Annotated in this window: 17 protein-coding genes; 3 read left to right on the top strand and 14 right to left on the bottom strand. The window is 65.8% G+C overall.

Annotation, left to right across the window (positions count from 1 at the left end; genetic code table 11):
- Position 1: 1 nt before the first annotated feature.
- The 14 genes from nuoL to VFO25_09390 form a co-directional block, all read right to left on the bottom strand.
- Positions 2-1,918: an NADH-quinone oxidoreductase subunit L gene (gene nuoL, locus VFO25_09455; protein HET9343124.1), complete on the bottom strand. Its 1,917-nt coding sequence runs from the start codon at positions 1,916-1,918 to the stop codon at positions 2-4.
- Entirely contained in the window at positions 1,918-2,226 is a 309-nt protein-coding gene (gene nuoK, locus VFO25_09450; protein ID HET9343123.1) for an NADH-quinone oxidoreductase subunit NuoK, read from the bottom strand. Before nuoK ends, nuoL begins: the two co-directional genes overlap by 1 nt.
- Entirely contained in the window at positions 2,226-2,738 is a 513-nt protein-coding gene (locus tag VFO25_09445) for an NADH-quinone oxidoreductase subunit J (GenBank protein HET9343122.1), read from the bottom strand. Before VFO25_09445 ends, nuoK begins: the two co-directional genes overlap by 1 nt.
- Positions 2,735-3,235, bottom strand: coding sequence for an NADH-quinone oxidoreductase subunit NuoI (nuoI, locus tag VFO25_09440; protein HET9343121.1), 501 nt, complete (start codon positions 3,233-3,235; stop codon positions 2,735-2,737). The genes VFO25_09445 and nuoI overlap by 4 nt, the downstream gene beginning before the upstream one ends.
- The gene (gene nuoH, locus VFO25_09435; protein HET9343120.1) at positions 3,232-4,245 is read right to left on the bottom strand and encodes an NADH-quinone oxidoreductase subunit NuoH; all 1,014 of its coding nucleotides are present in this window, start codon (positions 4,243-4,245) and stop codon (positions 3,232-3,234) included. Before nuoH ends, nuoI begins: the two co-directional genes overlap by 4 nt.
- Entirely contained in the window at positions 4,242-6,653 is a 2,412-nt protein-coding gene (nuoG, locus tag VFO25_09430) for an NADH-quinone oxidoreductase subunit NuoG (GenBank protein ID HET9343119.1), read from the bottom strand. The genes nuoH and nuoG overlap by 4 nt, the downstream gene beginning before the upstream one ends.
- Positions 6,653-7,945, bottom strand: coding sequence for an NADH-quinone oxidoreductase subunit NuoF (gene nuoF / locus VFO25_09425; protein ID HET9343118.1), 1,293 nt, complete (start codon positions 7,943-7,945; stop codon positions 6,653-6,655). Before nuoF ends, nuoG begins: the two co-directional genes overlap by 1 nt.
- 4 nt (positions 7,946-7,949) lie before the next feature.
- Positions 7,950-8,444, bottom strand: a complete 495-nt coding sequence (locus VFO25_09420) for an NAD(P)H-dependent oxidoreductase subunit E (GenBank protein ID HET9343117.1) — start codon at positions 8,442-8,444, stop codon at positions 7,950-7,952.
- Positions 8,441-9,667, bottom strand: coding sequence for an NADH dehydrogenase (quinone) subunit D (nuoD, locus tag VFO25_09415; protein HET9343116.1), 1,227 nt, complete (start codon positions 9,665-9,667; stop codon positions 8,441-8,443). Before nuoD ends, VFO25_09420 begins: the two co-directional genes overlap by 4 nt.
- A 4-nt stretch (positions 9,668-9,671) precedes the next feature.
- The gene (locus tag VFO25_09410) at positions 9,672-10,232 is read right to left on the bottom strand and encodes an NADH-quinone oxidoreductase subunit C (protein HET9343115.1); all 561 of its coding nucleotides are present in this window, start codon (positions 10,230-10,232) and stop codon (positions 9,672-9,674) included.
- Entirely contained in the window at positions 10,225-10,707 is a 483-nt protein-coding gene (locus tag VFO25_09405) for an NADH-quinone oxidoreductase subunit B family protein (GenBank protein HET9343114.1), read from the bottom strand. The genes VFO25_09410 and VFO25_09405 overlap by 8 nt, the downstream gene beginning before the upstream one ends.
- Positions 10,698-11,057 (bottom strand): NADH-quinone oxidoreductase subunit A, encoded by a 360-nt coding sequence (locus VFO25_09400; protein HET9343113.1) that lies wholly within the window; start codon positions 11,055-11,057, stop codon positions 10,698-10,700. Before VFO25_09400 ends, VFO25_09405 begins: the two co-directional genes overlap by 10 nt.
- Before the next feature lie 141 nt (positions 11,058-11,198).
- Positions 11,199-12,203: a cysteine synthase A gene (locus tag VFO25_09395; protein HET9343112.1), complete on the bottom strand. Its 1,005-nt coding sequence runs from the start codon at positions 12,201-12,203 to the stop codon at positions 11,199-11,201.
- 3 nt (positions 12,204-12,206) lie between these two features.
- The gene (locus VFO25_09390; GenBank protein ID HET9343111.1) at positions 12,207-12,932 is read right to left on the bottom strand and encodes an isoprenylcysteine carboxylmethyltransferase family protein; all 726 of its coding nucleotides are present in this window, start codon (positions 12,930-12,932) and stop codon (positions 12,207-12,209) included.
- 118 nt (positions 12,933-13,050) lie between these two features.
- Here VFO25_09390 and trxB point away from each other — a divergent pair, with 118 nt between their 5' ends.
- The 3 genes from trxB to VFO25_09375 all read left to right on the top strand — a co-directional run bounded on the left by trxB (position 13,051) and on the right by VFO25_09375 (position 17,720).
- Positions 13,051-13,986 carry a thioredoxin-disulfide reductase gene (trxB, locus tag VFO25_09385; GenBank protein ID HET9343110.1) on the top strand — a complete coding sequence of 312 codons (936 nt, stop codon included), beginning with the start codon at positions 13,051-13,053 and terminating at the stop codon, positions 13,984-13,986.
- A gap of 184 nt (positions 13,987-14,170) precedes the next feature.
- Positions 14,171-16,552, top strand: coding sequence for a tetratricopeptide repeat protein (locus VFO25_09380; GenBank protein HET9343109.1), 2,382 nt, complete (start codon positions 14,171-14,173; stop codon positions 16,550-16,552).
- A gap of 16 nt (positions 16,553-16,568) precedes the next feature.
- A complete protein-coding gene (locus VFO25_09375) occupies positions 16,569-17,720 on the top strand; it encodes a tetratricopeptide repeat protein (protein ID HET9343108.1) in 1,152 nt (383 codons plus the stop codon).
- Positions 17,721-17,886: the final 166 nt, after the last annotated feature.

The following is a 17,886-nucleotide window of genomic DNA, read 5'->3' as shown; positions in this document are numbered from 1 at the left end:
GTCAGTGCGTCCCCGCCGTGTCGCCGCCGTGGATGCCGAAGATCACGAAGTAGAGCAACAGCGATGCGCCGACCGCGATCGTCAGCCCGTAGCGCCGCAGATAGCCGGTCTCCCATCCGCGTGACAATCCGCCGAGCGCGCTCGCCGCTGAGGCGAGCGCCTGCGGCACGCCGGCGATGACGACGCGTTCGAAGACGACGCTGCACGCTTGCGCGATCGCGTACGCCGGCACTTCGAACAAGACATGGTAGATCGCGTCGATGTGATAGGCGTCGAGCAGGAGCGAACGCAGCCCGGAAAGGCGGCGCGAGACGTCGATGCGCAACTGCGGCGATATGACGTACATCGCGTAGGCGGTGACGATGCCGGCTGCGACAATCATGAGCGTGCCGAGCACGAGCGGCCAATCGAAATTCGCGAGCGACAGCGGCGCGATCGCGTCGGGAAACGCGCCTGCGAGCAGCGCGCTGATCGTGTCGCGCCCGGGCAGCACGAGAAAGCCGCCGATCGTCGCGAGCACGGCGAGGATCCCCACCGGTATGTCCATCGCCGGCACGCGCTCGACGTGCGGCTCAACGCTGCCGCGGTATTGCCCGGCAAATGTCGAGAAGAAGAGGCGGAACATGTAGAACGCCGTGAGCGCCGCGGCCAAGACGCCCACGGCGAAGAGCCACGGATGGCCGAGCGACGCGGCTTGGTCGAGGATCGAATCCTTCGAGAAGAAACCCGAGAAAGGCGGCACGCCCGCGATCGCGAGCGTCCCCGCGAGGAACGTCCAGTAGGCGAACGGCATGCGCTTGGCGAGTCCGCCCATCTTGCGGATGTCTTGCTCGCCGCCGAGGTTGTGGATGACGATGCCGGCCGCCATGAAGAGCAGCGCCTTGAAGAACGCGTGCGTCAGAAAATGGAAGGCGCCGGCAGTGTACGCGCCGATGCCGACGGCCAAGAACATGTAGCCGATCTGGCTCATCGTCGAATACGCGAGCACGCGTTTGATGTCGTACTGGACGCAGCCGATCGTCGCGGCGAAGAGCGCAGAAGCCGCGCCGACGATCGCGACCGTCTCAGCAGCCGCGGGCGCGCGATCGTAGATCGGATGGCAGCGCGCGACGAGGTAGACGCCCGCCGTCACCATCGTCGCGGCGTGGATGAGCGCGCTCACCGGGGTCGGACCCTCCATCGCGTCCGGAAGCCAGGTGTGCAGCGGCAGCTGCGCCGATTTTGCGACCGCCCCGACGAGCAGCCAGATGCCGATCCAGTCGAGCGCCGACGTGCCGAACGCGTCGGTCCGCGCGAAGACGACGGCGAACGACTGATCGCCGATATGCGCGAACATGAGGAAGATCGCGATCATGATGCCGACGTCGCCGATGACGTTCATGATGAGCGCCTTGCGCGCGGCGAGCACGGCGGTTTGACGGTCGTAGTAGAAGCCGATCAATAGGTACGAGGCGAGGCCGACGCCGCCCCAGCCGACGAGCAGCCACAAGAACCCGTCCGCCATGACGAGCAAGAGCATCGAGAACACGAACAGGTTCATGTGCGCGAAGAACGTGCGGTAGTTCGCGTCGTGCCCCATGTAGCCGACCGAATACAGGTGGATGAGGAAGCCGACGCCCGTGATGACGAGCATCCACGTCAACGCGAGCGGGTCGATCCATATCCCAAAGCCGATATGCGCCGGGCCGACGAGCGCCCAGGTGCCGAACTGCACGTCGATGCGCTGCGCGGCGACCGGAAGGTGCCAGACGTGCATCGCGAGACCCACTGTCAGCGCGAACGCGGCGAAGACCGACGTGCATCCGATGACGGCAGAGACGGATCGCGGCAAGCGCGGTCCGACGAACGCGATCAGCAGGCAGCCGACCAGCGGCGCGAATAGGATCTGGGGAGCGATATTCGCGACGATAGCGTCCATCAGCCCCTCAACACCGAGATGTCGTCGACGTCGACGTCAGGCCGGCGTCTGAACACCATGACGACGATCGCGAGCGCGATCGCCGCTTCTGCGGCGGCGACGGTGATGACGACGAACACGAACACCTGGCCCGACATGTCGGAGAAGTTCCGCGCAAATGCCGCCAGCACGAGGTTGCCGGCGTTCCACATGAGCTCGACCGCCATGAGCATCGTCAGAGGATTGCGCCGGACGAGAAAGCCGATCAGTCCGATGACGAACATCGCCGCTGAGAGAAACAGGTAGTCGCTGAGCGGGATCTGCGGCATCAGGAGCGCGCCCCCGTCTCCCGCCGTCCGGCCATCATGACGACTCCGATGATCGCCACGAGCAGCACGAACGCGGTCGCCTCGAATGCGAAGACGTGCGTCGTCAGCAGCTGGATGCCGAACGTGCCGACGGTTCCCAAATCCGGCGCCGGTTTGGCGGCGGTAGGAGTCCAATCGGTTTGGATGCCCCAGGCGATGAACCCGAGCGCGACGAGCCCCGCGATGACCGCCTGCCCCGCCTGCTCCGGAAGCTTGTTCGCGGTGCGCTCGATCGGATCGCTGCCGACGGTCAGCAGCGCGATGACGAAGAGGAAGAGCACGAGGATCGCACCCGCGTAGATGATGATCTGGATCATCGCCAAGAACTCGGCCGAGAGCGTCAAGAACAGCACCGCAAGCGCCGCGAAATTTACGATAAGCCCGACGACCGAATGGACGGGATGCCTGCTCACGACAACGCCGATCGCCGAGAGGACCAAGACGACCGCGCACGCGGCGAAGAGCGCCGTCACGCGGCCCCGCCTTCGACGCCGGGATCCGTCTCGACCGCCGATTCCGTGTTCCCGAGGTGCTGCGTGAACGCGTCGTTGACGAGCAGCTTGTCCTTGCCGAACACGAGCCGCTCGCGACTAAAATCGGCGATGTCGAAGCGAGGCGTCAGCACGATTGCGTCGGTCGGGCACGCCTCTTCGCACCAGCCGCAGAAGATGCAGCGCAGCATGTCGATCTCGTAGCGGTAGCCGTAGCGCTCGCCGGGCGACGTCGGCTTTTGCGGATCGTTCTCCGCGCCGATGACCGTTATCGCGTTCGCCGGGCAAGCGACCGCGCACAGCTCGCAGCCGATGCAGCGCTCGAGGCCGTCATCGTACTTGCGCAGCTCGTGGACGCCGCGGAAGCGCTCCGGATGCGGATACGGCTCGCGCGGATAGTCGATCGTCACTTTCTTGCGGAACAGGTACTTGAGGGTCGTCAGCATGCCGACGACAAGTCCTCGTACGGCGCGGATCATAGTAGCGCCACCACTCCTGCGGTGATGATGAGGTTCGCGACCGCCACCGGCAGCAAGATCTTCCAGCCGAATGCCATGAGACGGTCGTAACGCAGCCGCGGCAGCGTCGCGCGCACCCAGAAGAACATGAAGATGAAGAAGCAGATCTTGAGGACGAACCAGAGCACGGATATGAGCGGGAACTGCGCGACGAACGGGCCGTCGCCGCCGCCGAGGAAGAGCACGGTCGCGATCGCCGAGACGGTGATCATATTGATGTACTCGGCCACGAAGAACGTGCCGAAGCGAAGGCTCGAGTATTCCGTGTGGAAACCGGCGACGAGTTCAGTCTCGGCTTCCGGCAGGTCGAACGGGGCGCGGTTCGTCTCCGCGGTCGCCGTGATGCCGTAGATGATGAACGCGATGAACTCGGGGATGACGTACCAGAAGTGATGCGCGCTCTGCGCCGCGGCGATGCCGGCGAGATTCGTCGTGCCCGCCAGCAGCAGAACGCTGACGACGGCGAGACCCATCGACAGCTCGTAGGAGATCATCTGCGCGGTCGAACGAATGGCCCCGAGCAGCGGCCACTTGCTCTGCGACGCCCAGCCGCCGAGCGAGACCCCGTAGACGCCGATCGCTGCGGCGGCGAGGACGAACAAGATGCCCGGCCCCGGATTCGCGATCGCGATGGGGTCGCCGTTCGGCAAGACGCCGATCGGGATCACCGCCCATGCGAGCAGTGCGGTGAGCACGGCGAGCGCAGGCGCGAATTTGTAGATGACCTTGTCGGCGGTCGCGGGGGTCAGATCTTCCTTCAGCACGAGCTTCACGGCGTCGGCGGCCGGCTGCATGAGACCCCACGGCCCGCACCACGTCGGCCCGACGCGCATCTGGAACCAGGCGAGCACCTTGCGCTCGGCGAGCATCGTGTACGCGAACGCCGTCATGACGACGAAGACCATCACGAGCGACTCGATGGCGACGATGATCGTCTCTTTCGTGTTCGGGTTCGCGAGCAGCGCGTTCATGCCGATGCCTCCCGCGCTTGCGCGACCTTCTCGACGGTCGCCCAGCCGAAACCGGTCTCCTCGAGCAATCTGTTCTCCGGCGCTTCGGGCATATCGGCCAAGACGAGCGCGACGCCGACCGGCGGTTGATCGCCGACGCGAGCTTCGACTTCGATCGTGCCGCCGGGTCCGGTCAGGCGCACCCGCTCGCCCGCGACGACGCCGATGCGCGACGCGTCGGCGCTGCTGAAGACCGCGAACGGTTTCGGACGCATCTCGGCTAGACCGGGATCGTGCGCGGCCGCGCCGCCGCCGGCGTACAGGTGCGGGATCGGACAGATCGTCAAGCGCCGATGAGTCGCGTCGACTTGATCGGCAGTCGACGACGGCGCTTCGGCGATGCTCGGGCGAGGCAGCGGCGCGTCCTTCGGCCGCGATGCCGCGGCGCTCGCTTCGGCGGCGAGGAGATCGACGAACAGCTCGTCTGCGTCCGCGCGGACGGCGTTCGGCTTGCCGAGCGCGGTCGCGAGGCTCGCGAGGATCTGAGAGTCCGTATAGACGCCGACGGGCGGCTCGACCGCCTGCGCGAAGGCTTGGCGCCGGCCTTCGAGGTTCGTCGTGTGACCCTGCTTCTCGGCAAAAGAGGCTGCGGCGAAGACGACGTCGGCGTGCGACGCAGTTTCCGTCATGACGAGATCGACGGCCATGAGGAACCCGACGCGTTCGAATGCGGCGCGCGCGAGCGTGCCGTCGGCGCCGGTCAGCGCCGGATTCGCGCCGACGACGATGAGCGCATCGAGCTTGCCGTCGGCAGCGGCAGCGAGCATCTGGGTCGTCGTCATCCCGGGCGTGCCTTGCACAGCGGCGTAACCTGGGCCGAGGTTCGGCACGCAGCCGGCCGCCTCGGCGCCGCGAGCATTGCCCATCGCGCCGACGACGAGGATGCCGACCTGATGGTCGTAGCGAGCAAGCGTCTCCATGAGCCGCTCGAGCGATGCGGCGCCGGCGACGTTGCGGCCGTTGTGGATCGCGACGATCTTCTCGGCGTCGACGAGCTGCTGCGCGATGTCGGCGACGAAGCCATCGCCGGACTCCTCGCGTCCGTGATGGACCGTATCGGCGAGTTGCTCCATGAGCTCGGCGATGGCGCCCGGCGGATATTCGACGTGCTGCACTGCCACCGGATAGTCGGGCTTGTACGGCCCGATGTGCATGAGCTTCGCGCCGCGCCTCGCGACCGCGCGCCGCAGACGCAGATCGAGCACGGGCGCCTGCTCGGGTGTGAACGTGCCGAAGACGAGGACGAGATCGGCATCGTCGATGTCGGTCAGGCTTGCGCCGAAGCGCGCCGGCGACGCGAAGCGCTGGATGTGCGTGCGATAGTCGACGTTGTTCGTGCCGAGCACGTCGCGTGCGAACTTCTGAAGGGCAAAGGCCTCTTCGTCGGAGAGGCGGCCGCCGCCGATGACGCCGACCTTGCCGGCGGCAGCCGCGGGGCCGAGCCGTTCGGCCGCATACGCGAGCGCTTCGTCGAACGACGCGGGACGATGTTCGCCGTCGCGGCGTACGAGCGGCTGGCGCAGCCGAGCCGGCGAGTACATATAATTGAAGGTATAGCGTCCGCGGTCGCACAGCCAGCCGTCGTCGACTTCCGGGTTCTCGCGGGTGAAGGTGCGCATGACGTGGCCGAAGCGCGTGTCGATGCGGAAGTTGCAGCCGACCGAGCATTGCGTGCAGACCGAGTCCGCGCGACCGAGGTCCCACGGGCGCGACCGGAAACGATACGCCTTGCTCGTCAGCGCGCCGACCGGACAGATCTCGGTCGTGTTGCCCGAGAAGTACGACCGGTAGCCCCCGCCGTCGCGAGTCGAGATGAGCGACTTGTGCCCGCGCTCGGCGACGATGAGGTTGCGCTCTTGAGCTATCTCGTCATCGAAGCGCGTGCAGCGCCGGCACAAGATGCATCGCTCTTCGTCGAGGACGATGGTCGGCCCGAGGTCGACGCGTTTCGGTTTGTGGAGCTTCGGCTCGGTGAGGCGGCTCGCTCCGGCGCCGTACGACATCGTGTAGTCTTGGAGATCGCACTCGCCGCCCTTGTCGCAGATGGGGCAGTCCAGCGGGTGGTTGAGCAGCAAGAACTCTAAGACGCCGCGTCGCGCCTCGGCGACGCGCGCGGTCGATGTGTGGACGACCATGCCTTCCGTCACGCGCGTCGCGCACGCGATCTGGAGCTTGGGCATCTTCTCGATCTCGACCAGACAGATGCGGCACAGACCCGCGGGATCGAGCTTTGGATGCGAGCAGTAGACCGGGATCTGCGTGCCGATGAGCTTCGCGGCGTCGACGACGAGCGTTCCCTCGGGCACCGAGATCTGGTTGCCGTCGATGACGACTTTGACGTTCGGACGCGCCGGCGTTTTCTTGGCCATCAGGCGGCGCTCTCGCTGGAACCGGCGCTCAAGGGGCAGCGCGCGAGCTTCACGTGTGCGGCGAACTCGTCGGGGAATCGCGTGAGGACCGACGATAAGAACGGCATGATAGAATCACCGAGCGGGCAGAGATTCGTGCCGGTGATCGTCGTGTTGATCGTGTTCAAGACGCGCAGGTCGGCATCGGTGCCTTCGCCGGCTTCGAGGCGCGCGACGAGCCGGTGCACCCACTGGCCGCCCTCGCGACACGGCGTGCACTGGCCGCAGCTCTCCTTTTCGAAGAAGCGGACGAGCGTCATGCTCGAGCGGACGAGGCATGCGGTGTCGTCCATGACGACGACCGCGCCCGATCCCAGCATCGTGCGCTTCGCGGCGAGCGACTCGTAATCGTAGCCGGTATCGAGATCTTCCTCGAAGATCGCCGCCGAAGACCCGCCGCCGGGCTGGATCGCTTTGACGCGCCGGCCGGGGCGCAGCCCACCCGCGTACTCGTCGATGAGCTCTCGCATCGAGATGCCGAGCGGGATCTCGTAGTTCCCGGGCCGCTGCACGTGACCGCTGACCGAGACGATCTTCGGTCCAGGCGACTTCTCCGGACCGATCGACGCGAACCACTTCGCACCGCGCGTCATGATGTACGGCACGAGCGCGACCGTCTCGACGTTGTTGACGACGGTCGGCATGCCGTAGAGCCCTGCGTTCGCCGGGAACGGCGGCTTGAGACGCGGCTCGCCGCGTTTGCCTTCCACTGAGTTCAGCAGCGCCGTTTCCTCGCCGCAGATGTACGCGCCGGCGCCGCGGTGGAGCAGGATGTCGATCGAGAAATCGCTGCCGGCTATCTTCTGGCCGACGTAGCCGCGCGAGCGCACCGCATCGAGCGCGTTCTTGAAGACGCGGTAGCCCTCGAGGAACTCGCCGCGGATGTACATGATGATCTCTTTGGCTTGGATGGCGTAGGCCGAGATGAGCAGGCCCTCGATGATCTGCAGCGGGGTCTTCTCGAGCAGCATGCGGTCTTTGAACGTGCCGGGCTCGGCCTCGTCGCAGTTGCACACGAGATAGCGCGGGCGGCCGTCCTTCGGGAGGAAGCTCCACTTCTTGCCGGTCGGGAAGCCGGCGCCGCCGCGGCCGCGCAAGTTCGAGGCGCTCACTTCACTGACGACCGCGTCGGGGGTCAGGTCGCGCAGCGCCTTGCGAAGCGCGCCAAATCCGCCGCGGCTCTCGTACACGTCGATGTCGGCGAGATCGAGCTCGCCGAGGCCCTTGGTGAGAACCGGTTCGAAAGGCGTCATCGCATCATTCCGCCGGCATCGCGGCTTCGGGCCGCTCGTTTTTCCACTGTTCGAGCAGCCGGTCGAACTCGGCCGGCGTCACGTTGTAGTGGTAGCGTAGGTTGTGCTGCAGACACGGCGCCTTGTCGCACGCCGCGAGGCACTCGACTTCTTCGTACGTGAAGACGCCATCGGAAGTCGTTCCGCCGTCGGTCACGCCGAGGCGCGCCCTCGCGTGCGCGCGCAACTCGTCGGCGCCGCCGAGCATGCACGCGAGCGTGCGGCATACCTGGATGACGTGCTTGCCGATCGGACGCTGGAACAGCAGCGAGTAGAAGGACGCGATCGACTCGACCTCGCCGCGGGTGAGCCCGGTGAGCGTCGCGGCGTCGTCGAGCGCGGTGGGCGTGACGTAGCCGTCCTCTTCTTGGCAATACTGCAAGAACGGGATGAGCGCGCTCTGGCCATCGTGATGGGCGGCGATGAGCGTTTTGCCCTTCGCCTCGCGAGCCGGCGTCAACGGTCGACCTCGCCGAAGACCGGGTCGAGACTGCCGATTATCGCGACGACGTCGGCGATGAGATTGCCCTGTGCCAAGCGTTTGAGCGCCTGCAAGTTATAAAAGGAAGGCGGGCGCCAGCGGACGCGCCAGGGCTTGTTGCCGCCGGCGCTCGTCACGTACATGCCCAGCTCGCCGCGCGGGCTCTCGACGCAGCTGTAGATGTGGCCCTCGGGGACGTTGAAGCCGGACGAGACGAGCTTGAAGTGATGGATGAGCGCCTCCATCGAGTGCTGGATCTCGGTCTTCGGCGGACTGACGATCTTGCGATCGTCGATCGTCACCGGCCCGCCCGGGAATCGCTCGCGTGCCTGCTTGATGATCCGCCACGCTTCGTGCATCTCGCGCACGCGGACGAGGAAGCGGCTGTAGCAGTCGCCGCCGTCGTGCGTCGGCACGTCGAAGTCGTACTCGTCGTAGCCGCTGTACGGGAACGCCTTGCGGACGTCGTACGCGACGCCGGTCGCGCGCAGGCTGGGGCCGGTGAGACCCCATGCGATCGCATCGGCGGCCTCGATCTTCCCGACGCCGACGAGACGGTCCATCATGATGACGTTGCCTTCGAGGATCGCGCGCAGATCGGCCAGCCGCGGCGGGAACGCCGCGATGAACTCGTCGAGCAGCGCGAGGAAGCCCTTTGGCACATCGAGCGCAACGCCGCCGATGCGGAACCACGACTGGTGCATGCGGGCGCCGGTGACGAACTCCATGATGCGCAGTATCCGCTCGCGCATCTCGAAAGCGTAGAAGAAATTCGACATCGCGCCGAGATCGATCGCATGCGTGCCGAGCCAGACGAGGTGGCTGGCGATCCGGGTCAGCTCGGCGAAGATCACTCGCAGCACCTGAGCGCGTTTCGGCACGTCGTCGATGCCGAGCAATCGTTCCGCCGCGAGCACGTAGCACAAGCTGTTCGAGAGCGGCGCGAGGTAGTCGGCGCGGTCGACGACCGTCACCGCCTGTTGCCAGAAGAGATTCTCGGCTTGCTTCTCGATGCCGGTATGGAGGAAGCCGAGTTCGGGCTCTGCTTCGACGACCGTCTCGCCGTCGAGCTTGAGCATCACGCGCAGCACGCCGTGCGTCGACGGATGCTGCGGGCCCATCGAAAGGACGAGCGTGTCCGACGCCGCGCCGGGGCTGAGGTTGATATCCGGATTGTCGGTGTAAGCGGAGAGGTCTATCACGGCGTCAATCTCGCGTCGGCGGGATCGGACCGACCCGGCCGCCGGGAACGAAGTTCCGCCGCGTGCCGCGCAGCGGATAGTCCTTGCGAAGCGGGTGACCTTCCCAATCGTCGGGCATGAGGATTCGCTTGAGATCCGGGTGGCCGTCGAAGCGCACGCCGAAGAGGTCGTACACCTCGCGCTCCGCCCAGTTCGCGCTCGGCCAATACTTGGTGAGCGAGGGCACGACCGGATCCTGATCTTGCGGGAACACGCGCAGCCTGAAGCGCGAAACCGGCGCCTTCGGATCGCGGCGCTTCGGATCGATCGCGGCGAAATGATAGCTCACTTCGAAGCGCGGCGTCAGCGGCAGATGGTCGGTGCCGCCGATGTCGAGCAGATGGGTGAAGCCGAACGAGAGCAGCGTCTCGACCGCGGCGTGTAGCGCTCCCGGAAGGATCGCCGCTTCATCCATGTCGTCGAGCGACGCGGCTTCGAGCAGCCCCTCGCCTGCGGCGATCTCCAGCGCCGGCATGAGGGCGGCGGTCGTGACGCGATCGGGGTGGGGGTGGACCTTATCAGGCACGCGCGACGAGCACCTCGCGCTTGCCGCCCGCCTCAATCTGCTTGCGGATCTGCATGATGCCGTAGATGAGCGCGTCGGGACTCGGCGGGCAACCCGGCACGTAGACGTCGACCGGCAAGAACGTGTCGCACGGCACGACCGCATAGTTGTCGAAGACGCCGCCGCTCGATGCGCATGCGCCCATCGAGATCACCCACTTCGGATCGGGCATCTGTTCGAACAGCTGTTTGATGACGGGCACCATCTTGTTCGCGACGCGGCCGGAGACGATCATGAGGTCGCTCTGCCGCGGCGACGAAGAGAACTTCTCGGCGCCGAAGCGGGCGACGTCGTAACGCGGCGAGACGATGCTCATCATCTCGATGGCGCAGCACGCGAGTCCCATCGTCATCGGCCAGATCGACGATGTCTGAGCCCAGCGGACGAATTCGTCGAGCTTCGTCGTGATGAACGGATGGTGCGGGCTCACTTCCATGTGAAGCCGCCTTTCTTCCAGACGTACGCGTAGCCGATGCCGAGCACGACGATGAATGTGAGCATCTCGAGCAGCCCGAAGGCGCCGAGCTGCTTCAGCTTCACGGCCCAAGGGTAGAACGACGCCGCTTCGACGTCGAAGACGACGAAAAGCATCGCCACGAGGTAGAAGTGGATCGGCATCCGCCCGCCGAGCGCCGATGTCGGCGGCACGCCGCACTCGTAGGGGTCGAGCTTTTGCTTCGTCGGCCGGTTGGCCGTGAAGATGCCGGGCACGACGGCCACGGCTGCTGCCACGACTAGTGCGATGATGAAGTAGATGAGGACGGTCGTCCAGGGCGATGCGAACACGCGCGTTGATTTTCCCCGGGGCCAGAGCGCAAGAGACTTTGTGAAATTTTTCCCAAGCGCGCCTTCGTTGCGGCCCCCCGAAAACCTACGGTCGGGGCTCGCCATGGGACTGCCCGGTCGAGATAAATCTCGACCGCTCCCTTAGTCGAGGAACTCGAGGCCCTTTGCGCGTGGCGTCAGGTCGTTCTCGGCTAGCCATGCGGGGTTGAACAGCCGCGACATATAGCGGGTTCCGCCATCGCAAAGGATCGTGGCGACGGTCGAGCCTGCCGGCAGCGCCTTCGCGGCCCGCGCGGCGGCCGAGACGTTGAGGCCAGCCGAGCTGCCGAGCAATAGGCCTTCCTCTTTCAATAGGTAGTGCACCATCTCGATCATCGTGCGGTCGTCGACGCGCAGCGCGTCGTCGGCAAGCGCGTGCTTGAAATTATCGGTGACGCGCTTGATGCCGATCCCTTCGCTCACCGAATCGCCTTCGAAATCGAGCGTGCCTTTTTTGACGTACGAATACATGGCCGAGCCCATCGGATCGGCGACGATCGTCCGCAGCTGCGGCTTGCGCGCTTTGAGCGCCCTCGAGATACCGGCGAACGTTCCGCCCGTGCCGCACGCGCAGATGAACAGATCGATGTTCCCGCCGGTCTGCTCCCAGATCTCCGGTCCGGTCGATTCAAAATGACCGAGATAGTTCGCCGGGTTGTTGAACTGATCCGCCCACACGGCGTTCGGCGTTTCGGCGGCGAGCCGCCGCGCGACGTGGTAGTAGTTGTTCTCGTTGGTGAACGGCGCGGAGGGTACGACGCGGACGTCCGCCCCGAACGCGCGGAGCAGATCGATCTTCTCTTGCGACTGATCGTCGGGGATGACGATGATCGTCGAATAGTCGCGCTCGTTGCCGAGCAGCGCGAGTGCGATTCCGGTGTTGCCGGCGGTCCCTTCGACTATCGTGCCGCCAGGGCGCAGTCGTCCTTCGCGCTCGGCATCGAGGATGATATATTTCGCCGCGCGGTCTTTGACCGAGCCGCCGGGGTTGAGGAACTCGGCCTTGCCGAGGATCGTCCTGCCGACCGCCTTCGAAAGTTTCGCCAGCTTGAGCAGCGGCGTGTTGCCGACCGCTTCGAACAGATCGCTCTTGATGCCGGAGCTCACCGATCACAGACCTCGTGCGGCGCGAGCACGCCTTGAAAGCAGCGACTGGACGATCACCGCGACCGCGACGATGAGCCAGAAGTACATGAAGAGATGGCGGCCGCCTTGAGCCGGCAAGACGACCAAGACGAAATAGATCATCGAGGCGACGAACCCAAGCGCGAACAGCTCGGTGATGAAGCCGTACGCGATGTCGGGCCGGCGCGGATCGGCGGGCAACGCCGCGGGCGTCAATCGGGGCAGCAGGCGAGGCACGACCGCGCAGTAGCGAGCATAGGCGTCGCCGTTCGTCGCTTTCAAAAAACGCTCTTCTATGAAGATGAGCCGGTAGATCACGATCAGGTTGAACGCCACGACGAGCAGCGTCGCCGGCGGCGGTCCGAGCGCACCGATCCCGATGGCGAGCAAGAGGTTGCCGAGATAGAGCGGATTGCGGACGTATCGATACGGGCCGGCGACCGTGAACTCGTCTGTCACGACGTCGCCGCTCATGACGACGCCGGCGGAATGATACGACGATCCCCACCAGCGGACGAGCCATGCGGCGACGACGAACGCGACGGCGAGCCACGCGAAGAACTCGATGCCTGGCTGGCCGAAGCGCGATCCGAGGACGACGATCGTCGGCTCCGGTCCGCCGTGAAAGACCGTTTCTTGGAAGATCGCGCCGAAGAAGAAGCCGGCCCAATACGCGACGGCGAGCCATAGGACTCGTAGCCTGAATTCCATCGGGGTCTTCGTCGCGGGTGTTTTCGTCGCAGCGTCGGCCATGGCACCGATGCTACATGGCGGCATCGTGGGATACCTTGAAGAGGCAAGCTCGGCGGCCCAAAGAAATGAACGGGTCATGGCACGTCTCATCATCATCGGATCCGGACCTGCGGGACTCACCGCGGCGCTCTACGCGGCGCGCGCGGAACTCGCGCCCGTCGTCTTCGCCGGCGGTCTGTCCGGCGGGCAGCTCATGCTCACGACGGAAGTCGAGAACTATCCCGGCTTCCCGAGCGGTATCATGGGGCCGGAGCTGATGGACAAATTCCGCGCGCAGGCTGAGCGCTTCGGTGCGGAGATCCACAACGTCGACGTGACTCGCGTCGATTTCAGCAAACGACCGTTCCGCTTGTGGGTCGACGATATGGAGCATCGCGCCGACGCGATCATCGTCGCGACCGGGGCGTCGGCGCTGTGGCTGGGCGTCGAAGGCGAGACGCGGCTGCGCGGACGGGGCGTGTCGAGCTGCGCGACGTGCGACGGTGCGTTCTTCAAGAACCGGAATCTCATCGTCGTCGGCGGCGGCGATACCGCGATGGAGGAAGCGATCTTCTTGACGCGATTCGCCACGACCGTGACGATCGTGCACCGCCGCGACACGCTGCGCGCTTCGAAGATCATGCAGCAGCGGGCGATGGAGAACCCGCGCATCTCGTTCGTCTGGAACGCGGTGGTCGAGGAGATCGTCGGCGACAACAAGGTCACCGGGGCCCGGCTACGAGACGTCGTGACGGGCGAAGTTACCGAGCGCCCCTGTGACGCCGTCTTCGTCGCGATCGGCCACCAGCCCAATACCGAGCTATTCGCGGGTCAACTCGACCTCGACGCAAAAGGATACATCGCTTCGCCGGACGGCACGAAGACGAATACCGAGGGGGTCTTCGTGGCGGGCGACGTCCAGGATAGCCGCTACAGGCAAGCTGTGACGGCCGCGGGTCTCGGCTGCAGGGCAGCCATGGATGCCGAGCGCTACCTAGAGGCGCTCCATTCGGCGACTGTAGGCGCTCACTAAACCGGGCCTCTACACCGGCGTCGGCTTCGGCCGATATTCAATGTACCTGGAAGCGCGCGTCTTGTGTCCCGCAAAACGCGCATACGCCCATTACTCTCCCTCTCGATGAAGAACGTGAAGTACCGGCATGGCGAGCGTGAAGGAACCCCGAGCAGAGGCGCGGCCCCCCTTTGATGCGGAGCAAGTGAAAGCGGCCATCCAACATGCCCAGGCATCGTTGAAATCCGGCGACGTCGATGGCGCTGCGGCCTCGCTTCGCAAAGTGGCGACGCGACTCGACGCGCCCGCGTCGGCGCTCGCGGAAGCGGCGAAGTTGATGGCGGACGCGGGATCGCCGGCCGATGCGGTGTCGCGCTACCTCGAAGCGGGTCGCGGGTTCCTCGAGACCGGCGACACCGTGCGCGCACGTCAAAGTTTCGTGGCGGCGTACGAGATCGACGGCAAGAACATGGACGCGCTTTTCGAGCTCGGCCGCGTCGACGTAGCGGAAGGCAAGAAGCACGAAGCGCTCGATAAGTTCGTCGAAGTGTTGCGCAAGGCGAACCTCAAGCATTTGCCGGCCCTGTACGAAGCCGGTTCGCTCTACGAACTCGACGGTCAGCACAATCAAGCGATCCTCGCGTTCAATCGCGTGGTCGAACGAGACAAGACGAATTTCGCGGCGTACGAGCATCTCGGCGGATTGTACAAGATCCGCAACCAGACGAACGATGCGGTCGCGAACTACGTGCGGGGCGCGGAAGCCGCGATCGGCGTAGCGCACTACGAAGATGCCAAGCGCCTGGCGCAGGCCGCGCTCGACATCGATGCTTCGAACGGCGCGGCGCGCCGCGCGCTCGGCGCCGCCGAGGCGAGCGTCAACGCTGCTCCGGCGCCCGCAGCAGCTCAAGCGAAACCCGTTGCACCGCCCGTCGATACGACGACGTCGGCGCCCGCAGAGCGGCCTGCGCATGCGACGATCGCCGACGTCACGTCGGTCGCGCCCCCGACAGCCGAAGCCGCGGCATCGACGGTCTCGCCGTCGCTCATGAACCTGCCGCCCGACCTCGCGCTGCTCGAGCAGCAGTCGCATGCGATGGCGCAGCTCGCACAAGTGCAGAGCGCGGTCGCGCAGACGTATCGCCAGCGCATGGCTCTCGACGAAGAGATCAAGAAGGCGCAAGCGGCTCTCGAAGCGCTTCAGCAGCAGCAGCAATCGGTCGACGACGATCTCTCCGGGAAGCGCGACGAGCTCGCGAAAGTCGTCTCCGAGCGTGAAGCAGAGGAAGCGTCGCTGGCGTCGCTCGGCGACGCGATAGCGAAATCGAAGGCGGAACTCGATTCGCTCTCCACGCTGCCGGCGCTCATCGCCGATGCGCGTCAGAGATGTGCTTCGACGTCGGACCTCGCGGCCAAAGTCGGCGCCGACCTCGACGCTGTCGCGGGCAGTTCGAACGATGTGAAGGCCAAGGCGAGCAGCGCGGATGCGGCGCTCGCCGACTTGCGGACCAAGCTCGCGTCCGTGCGTCAAGCCTCGGATTCCATCGAAGCTCAGATCGCGGCGCTCGAAGCGGGCGCTCGCGACGCGCACGGCGTCGCATCGGACGCGACGGCGGGAGCCGCGCAGGCGAGATCCTCGCTCGACGGCCTGCGCGAACGCCAAGCGTCGCTCGACAAAGCGCATCTGGACCTATCCGACATCGCGACCGCGGTCAACGCGAAGCGCGCGGAAGCGGAAGCCGCGCTCGCTCGCCTCACGGCGCTGCAAGCCCAGCGCAAGTCGCAATTCGACGACATCGTCTTCAAACTGGCGCCGCTCGTCGGCGAAGTCGAAGCGCCAAAGGCGGCAGCGCCCGCAAAAAGCGCCCCGGCGCAAGCAGCGCCTGCGCCCGCTCCGGTTGCTGCCGCGCCCGCGGCAGGGCCCGCTGCGGTTGCGCCTCCGGCCGCTCCGAGACAGACATCGGCCGCCCCGCCCGCCTCCGTCGATGCGCTCATCGCGGCCGGCAAATTCTCCGAAGCGGTGCAGCGAGCGCAGACCGATGCGAACGCAAAGCCGAAACCGGCGGACTATCTCGTCGACGTAGGCCTGCAAGTGCGCAAGGCCGGAAGATCGCAAGACGCTGTGGCGCTGTTCTCTTCGGCTCGCGATCGCGATCAGCACAATTCGCGCGCGCGCTACGAGCTCGGCCGCACGCTCGCCGATATGGGCAAGGCCGATCAGGCGCTCGCCGCCCTCAAGAGCCTCGAGGCGGATCCTGAATACGCCGTGCTCGGCAACGTCGCGATCGGCAAGTGCCTGCGCGGCCAGGGCGATCTCGAAGCTGCGGAAGCGCGCTTCTCGAAGGCGCTCGAGATCGAGGGCCATCCGGACGGCCAGTATCACGAAGCCCTCTACCAGCTCGCGGATCTCCACGAGAGCAAAGGCGACCCCGAATCCCTCGGCCTCGCGCTTTGGTCGTGGGAAGAGCTGCAGACCGGCGACCCGAACTACGGCGACGTCGCGACGCGCGTGGCGAAACTGAAGGCGCGGCTCGCGGAGAACGGCACGCGGACGGAGCTGGCACATAATGGCGCGGTCAAACAATAAACCTGCCGACGAACTATTGACGTCCGCACGCGAAGCTGCGGCCCGAGACGGACTGCGTCTAAGCGTGCCGCAGTTCTTCGCGGCGGTCGATGCGTTCGTCAGCGAAGGCCGGCCGCACGACGCGCAAGACGTCCTCGCCGACATGCTGTCGGCGAAGGAGAAGGTCCGCGGATTCTTCCTCGGCAAGCGCGAGCAGAGCGCGCTCGGCAAGGAACGAGGGAACGTCGCCAACAGATTTGCGCGCATCGCGTTCGGCTCGCCCCCGACGGAGCAGTCGCTCGACCTGCTCAATCAGCTGGCGCTCGAGTTCGCCGACGACTTCGACATCCGCATCGCGAACGCCGAAGCGCTGCGCCAAGCCGGCTACCTGCTCGACTCGCTCGACGAATACCAGACGTGCAAGTCGATGCGCGGCGACGCATCCGGCGTCGATCTCAAGCTCGCGGACGTCTACGCGCAGCTCGGCCGATTCGACGAGTCAGCCGATGCGCTGTCCTCGGTCGAGGTCGACGATCTTGCGCGTCGTCGCGCGGTCTTCGATGGGATCGTGGCCGCCTTCACGGCGAGCGATTCGACGGACAACTCGGCGCGGAAGATCACGGCAGATAAGCTGGCCGGCAGCTTCGAAAGCCTCATCAGGCGAGATCCGTCGGACGCGTCGCTGTGGGCCTCGCTGCGCGAGATGGACCCTTCGGCCGCCGACGAGGTCCGCGCGCGTTTGAACGGCGCGCCGACATCAGCTCCGCGCGAAGCCGCTGCGGCCGCGCCTGCGGCCCCGGCGCGGATCGATTCGTCGCCGCCGGCGATCGCTGACGGCGCAGCATCGGTGCCGCAAGCGCCGCCGCGTCCGTCGGTCTCCGGCCTGGCCTCGTTCACGAAACGTAAGGCGCTGGATCTGATCGCGAGCGGCGAGTTCGAAGCGGCGAGCCGCCAGCTCGAACGGGTCATCTCGATGTCGCCCGATCGCGACGCGCTCGAGATGCTCATGGAATGCTATTTGGCGCTCGATCGCCACGACGACGCGGCGCGCATCGGCGTCCGTATCGCAGACGAAGACGTGGCGGCTGGGAACCGTCCGGCCGCGATCGCGACGCTGACCTCGCTTTCGAAGAAGATCGCTGACCCGACGGTCGAGCAACGCCGCGTCGAGTTGATGCAAAGCAAATAACTGCATAATAGGGAGCGGTCGAGATTTATCTCGACCGCCGCGGTCATTCCATCAGAATAAGGGAGCGGTCGAGATTTATCTCGACCGCCGCGGTCATTCCATCAGAATAAGGGAGCGGTCGAGATTTATCTCGACCGCCGCGGTCATTCCATCAGAATAAGGGAGA

Source organism: Candidatus Eremiobacteraceae bacterium (genome assembly GCA_035710745.1).
Classification (GTDB): Bacteria; Vulcanimicrobiota; Vulcanimicrobiia; order Eremiobacterales; family Eremiobacteraceae; genus JANWLL01.
The sequence above is the reverse complement of the archived record's forward strand: the minus strand, read 5'-3'. Positions and strand labels throughout refer to the sequence as shown.

Bases quoted from the DNA above. Each gene is read 5' to 3' on its own strand.
- nuoL (HET9343124.1), bottom strand. From the start codon at position 1,918: ATGGACGCTATCGTCGCGAATATCGCTCCCCAGATCCTATTCGCGCCG.
- nuoK (HET9343123.1), bottom strand. From the start codon at position 2,226: ATGCCGCAGATCCCGCTCAGCGACTACCTGTTTCTCTCAGCGGCGATG.
- nuoI (HET9343121.1), bottom strand. From the start codon at position 3,235: ATGATCCGCGCCGTACGAGGACTTGTCGTCGGCATGCTGACGACCCTC.
- nuoH (HET9343120.1), bottom strand. From the start codon at position 4,245: ATGAACGCGCTGCTCGCGAACCCGAACACGAAAGAGACGATCATCGTC.
- nuoG (HET9343119.1), bottom strand. From the start codon at position 6,653: ATGGCCAAGAAAACGCCGGCGCGTCCGAACGTCAAAGTCGTCATCGAC.
- nuoF (HET9343118.1), bottom strand. From the start codon at position 7,945: ATGACGCCTTTCGAACCGGTTCTCACCAAGGGCCTCGGCGAGCTCGAT.
- VFO25_09405 (HET9343114.1), bottom strand. From the start codon at position 10,707: ATGGAAGTGAGCCCGCACCATCCGTTCATCACGACGAAGCTCGACGAA.
- VFO25_09390 (HET9343111.1), bottom strand. From the start codon at position 12,932: ATGGAATTCAGGCTACGAGTCCTATGGCTCGCCGTCGCGTATTGGGCC.
- trxB (HET9343110.1), top strand. From the start codon at position 13,051: ATGGCACGTCTCATCATCATCGGATCCGGACCTGCGGGACTCACCGCG.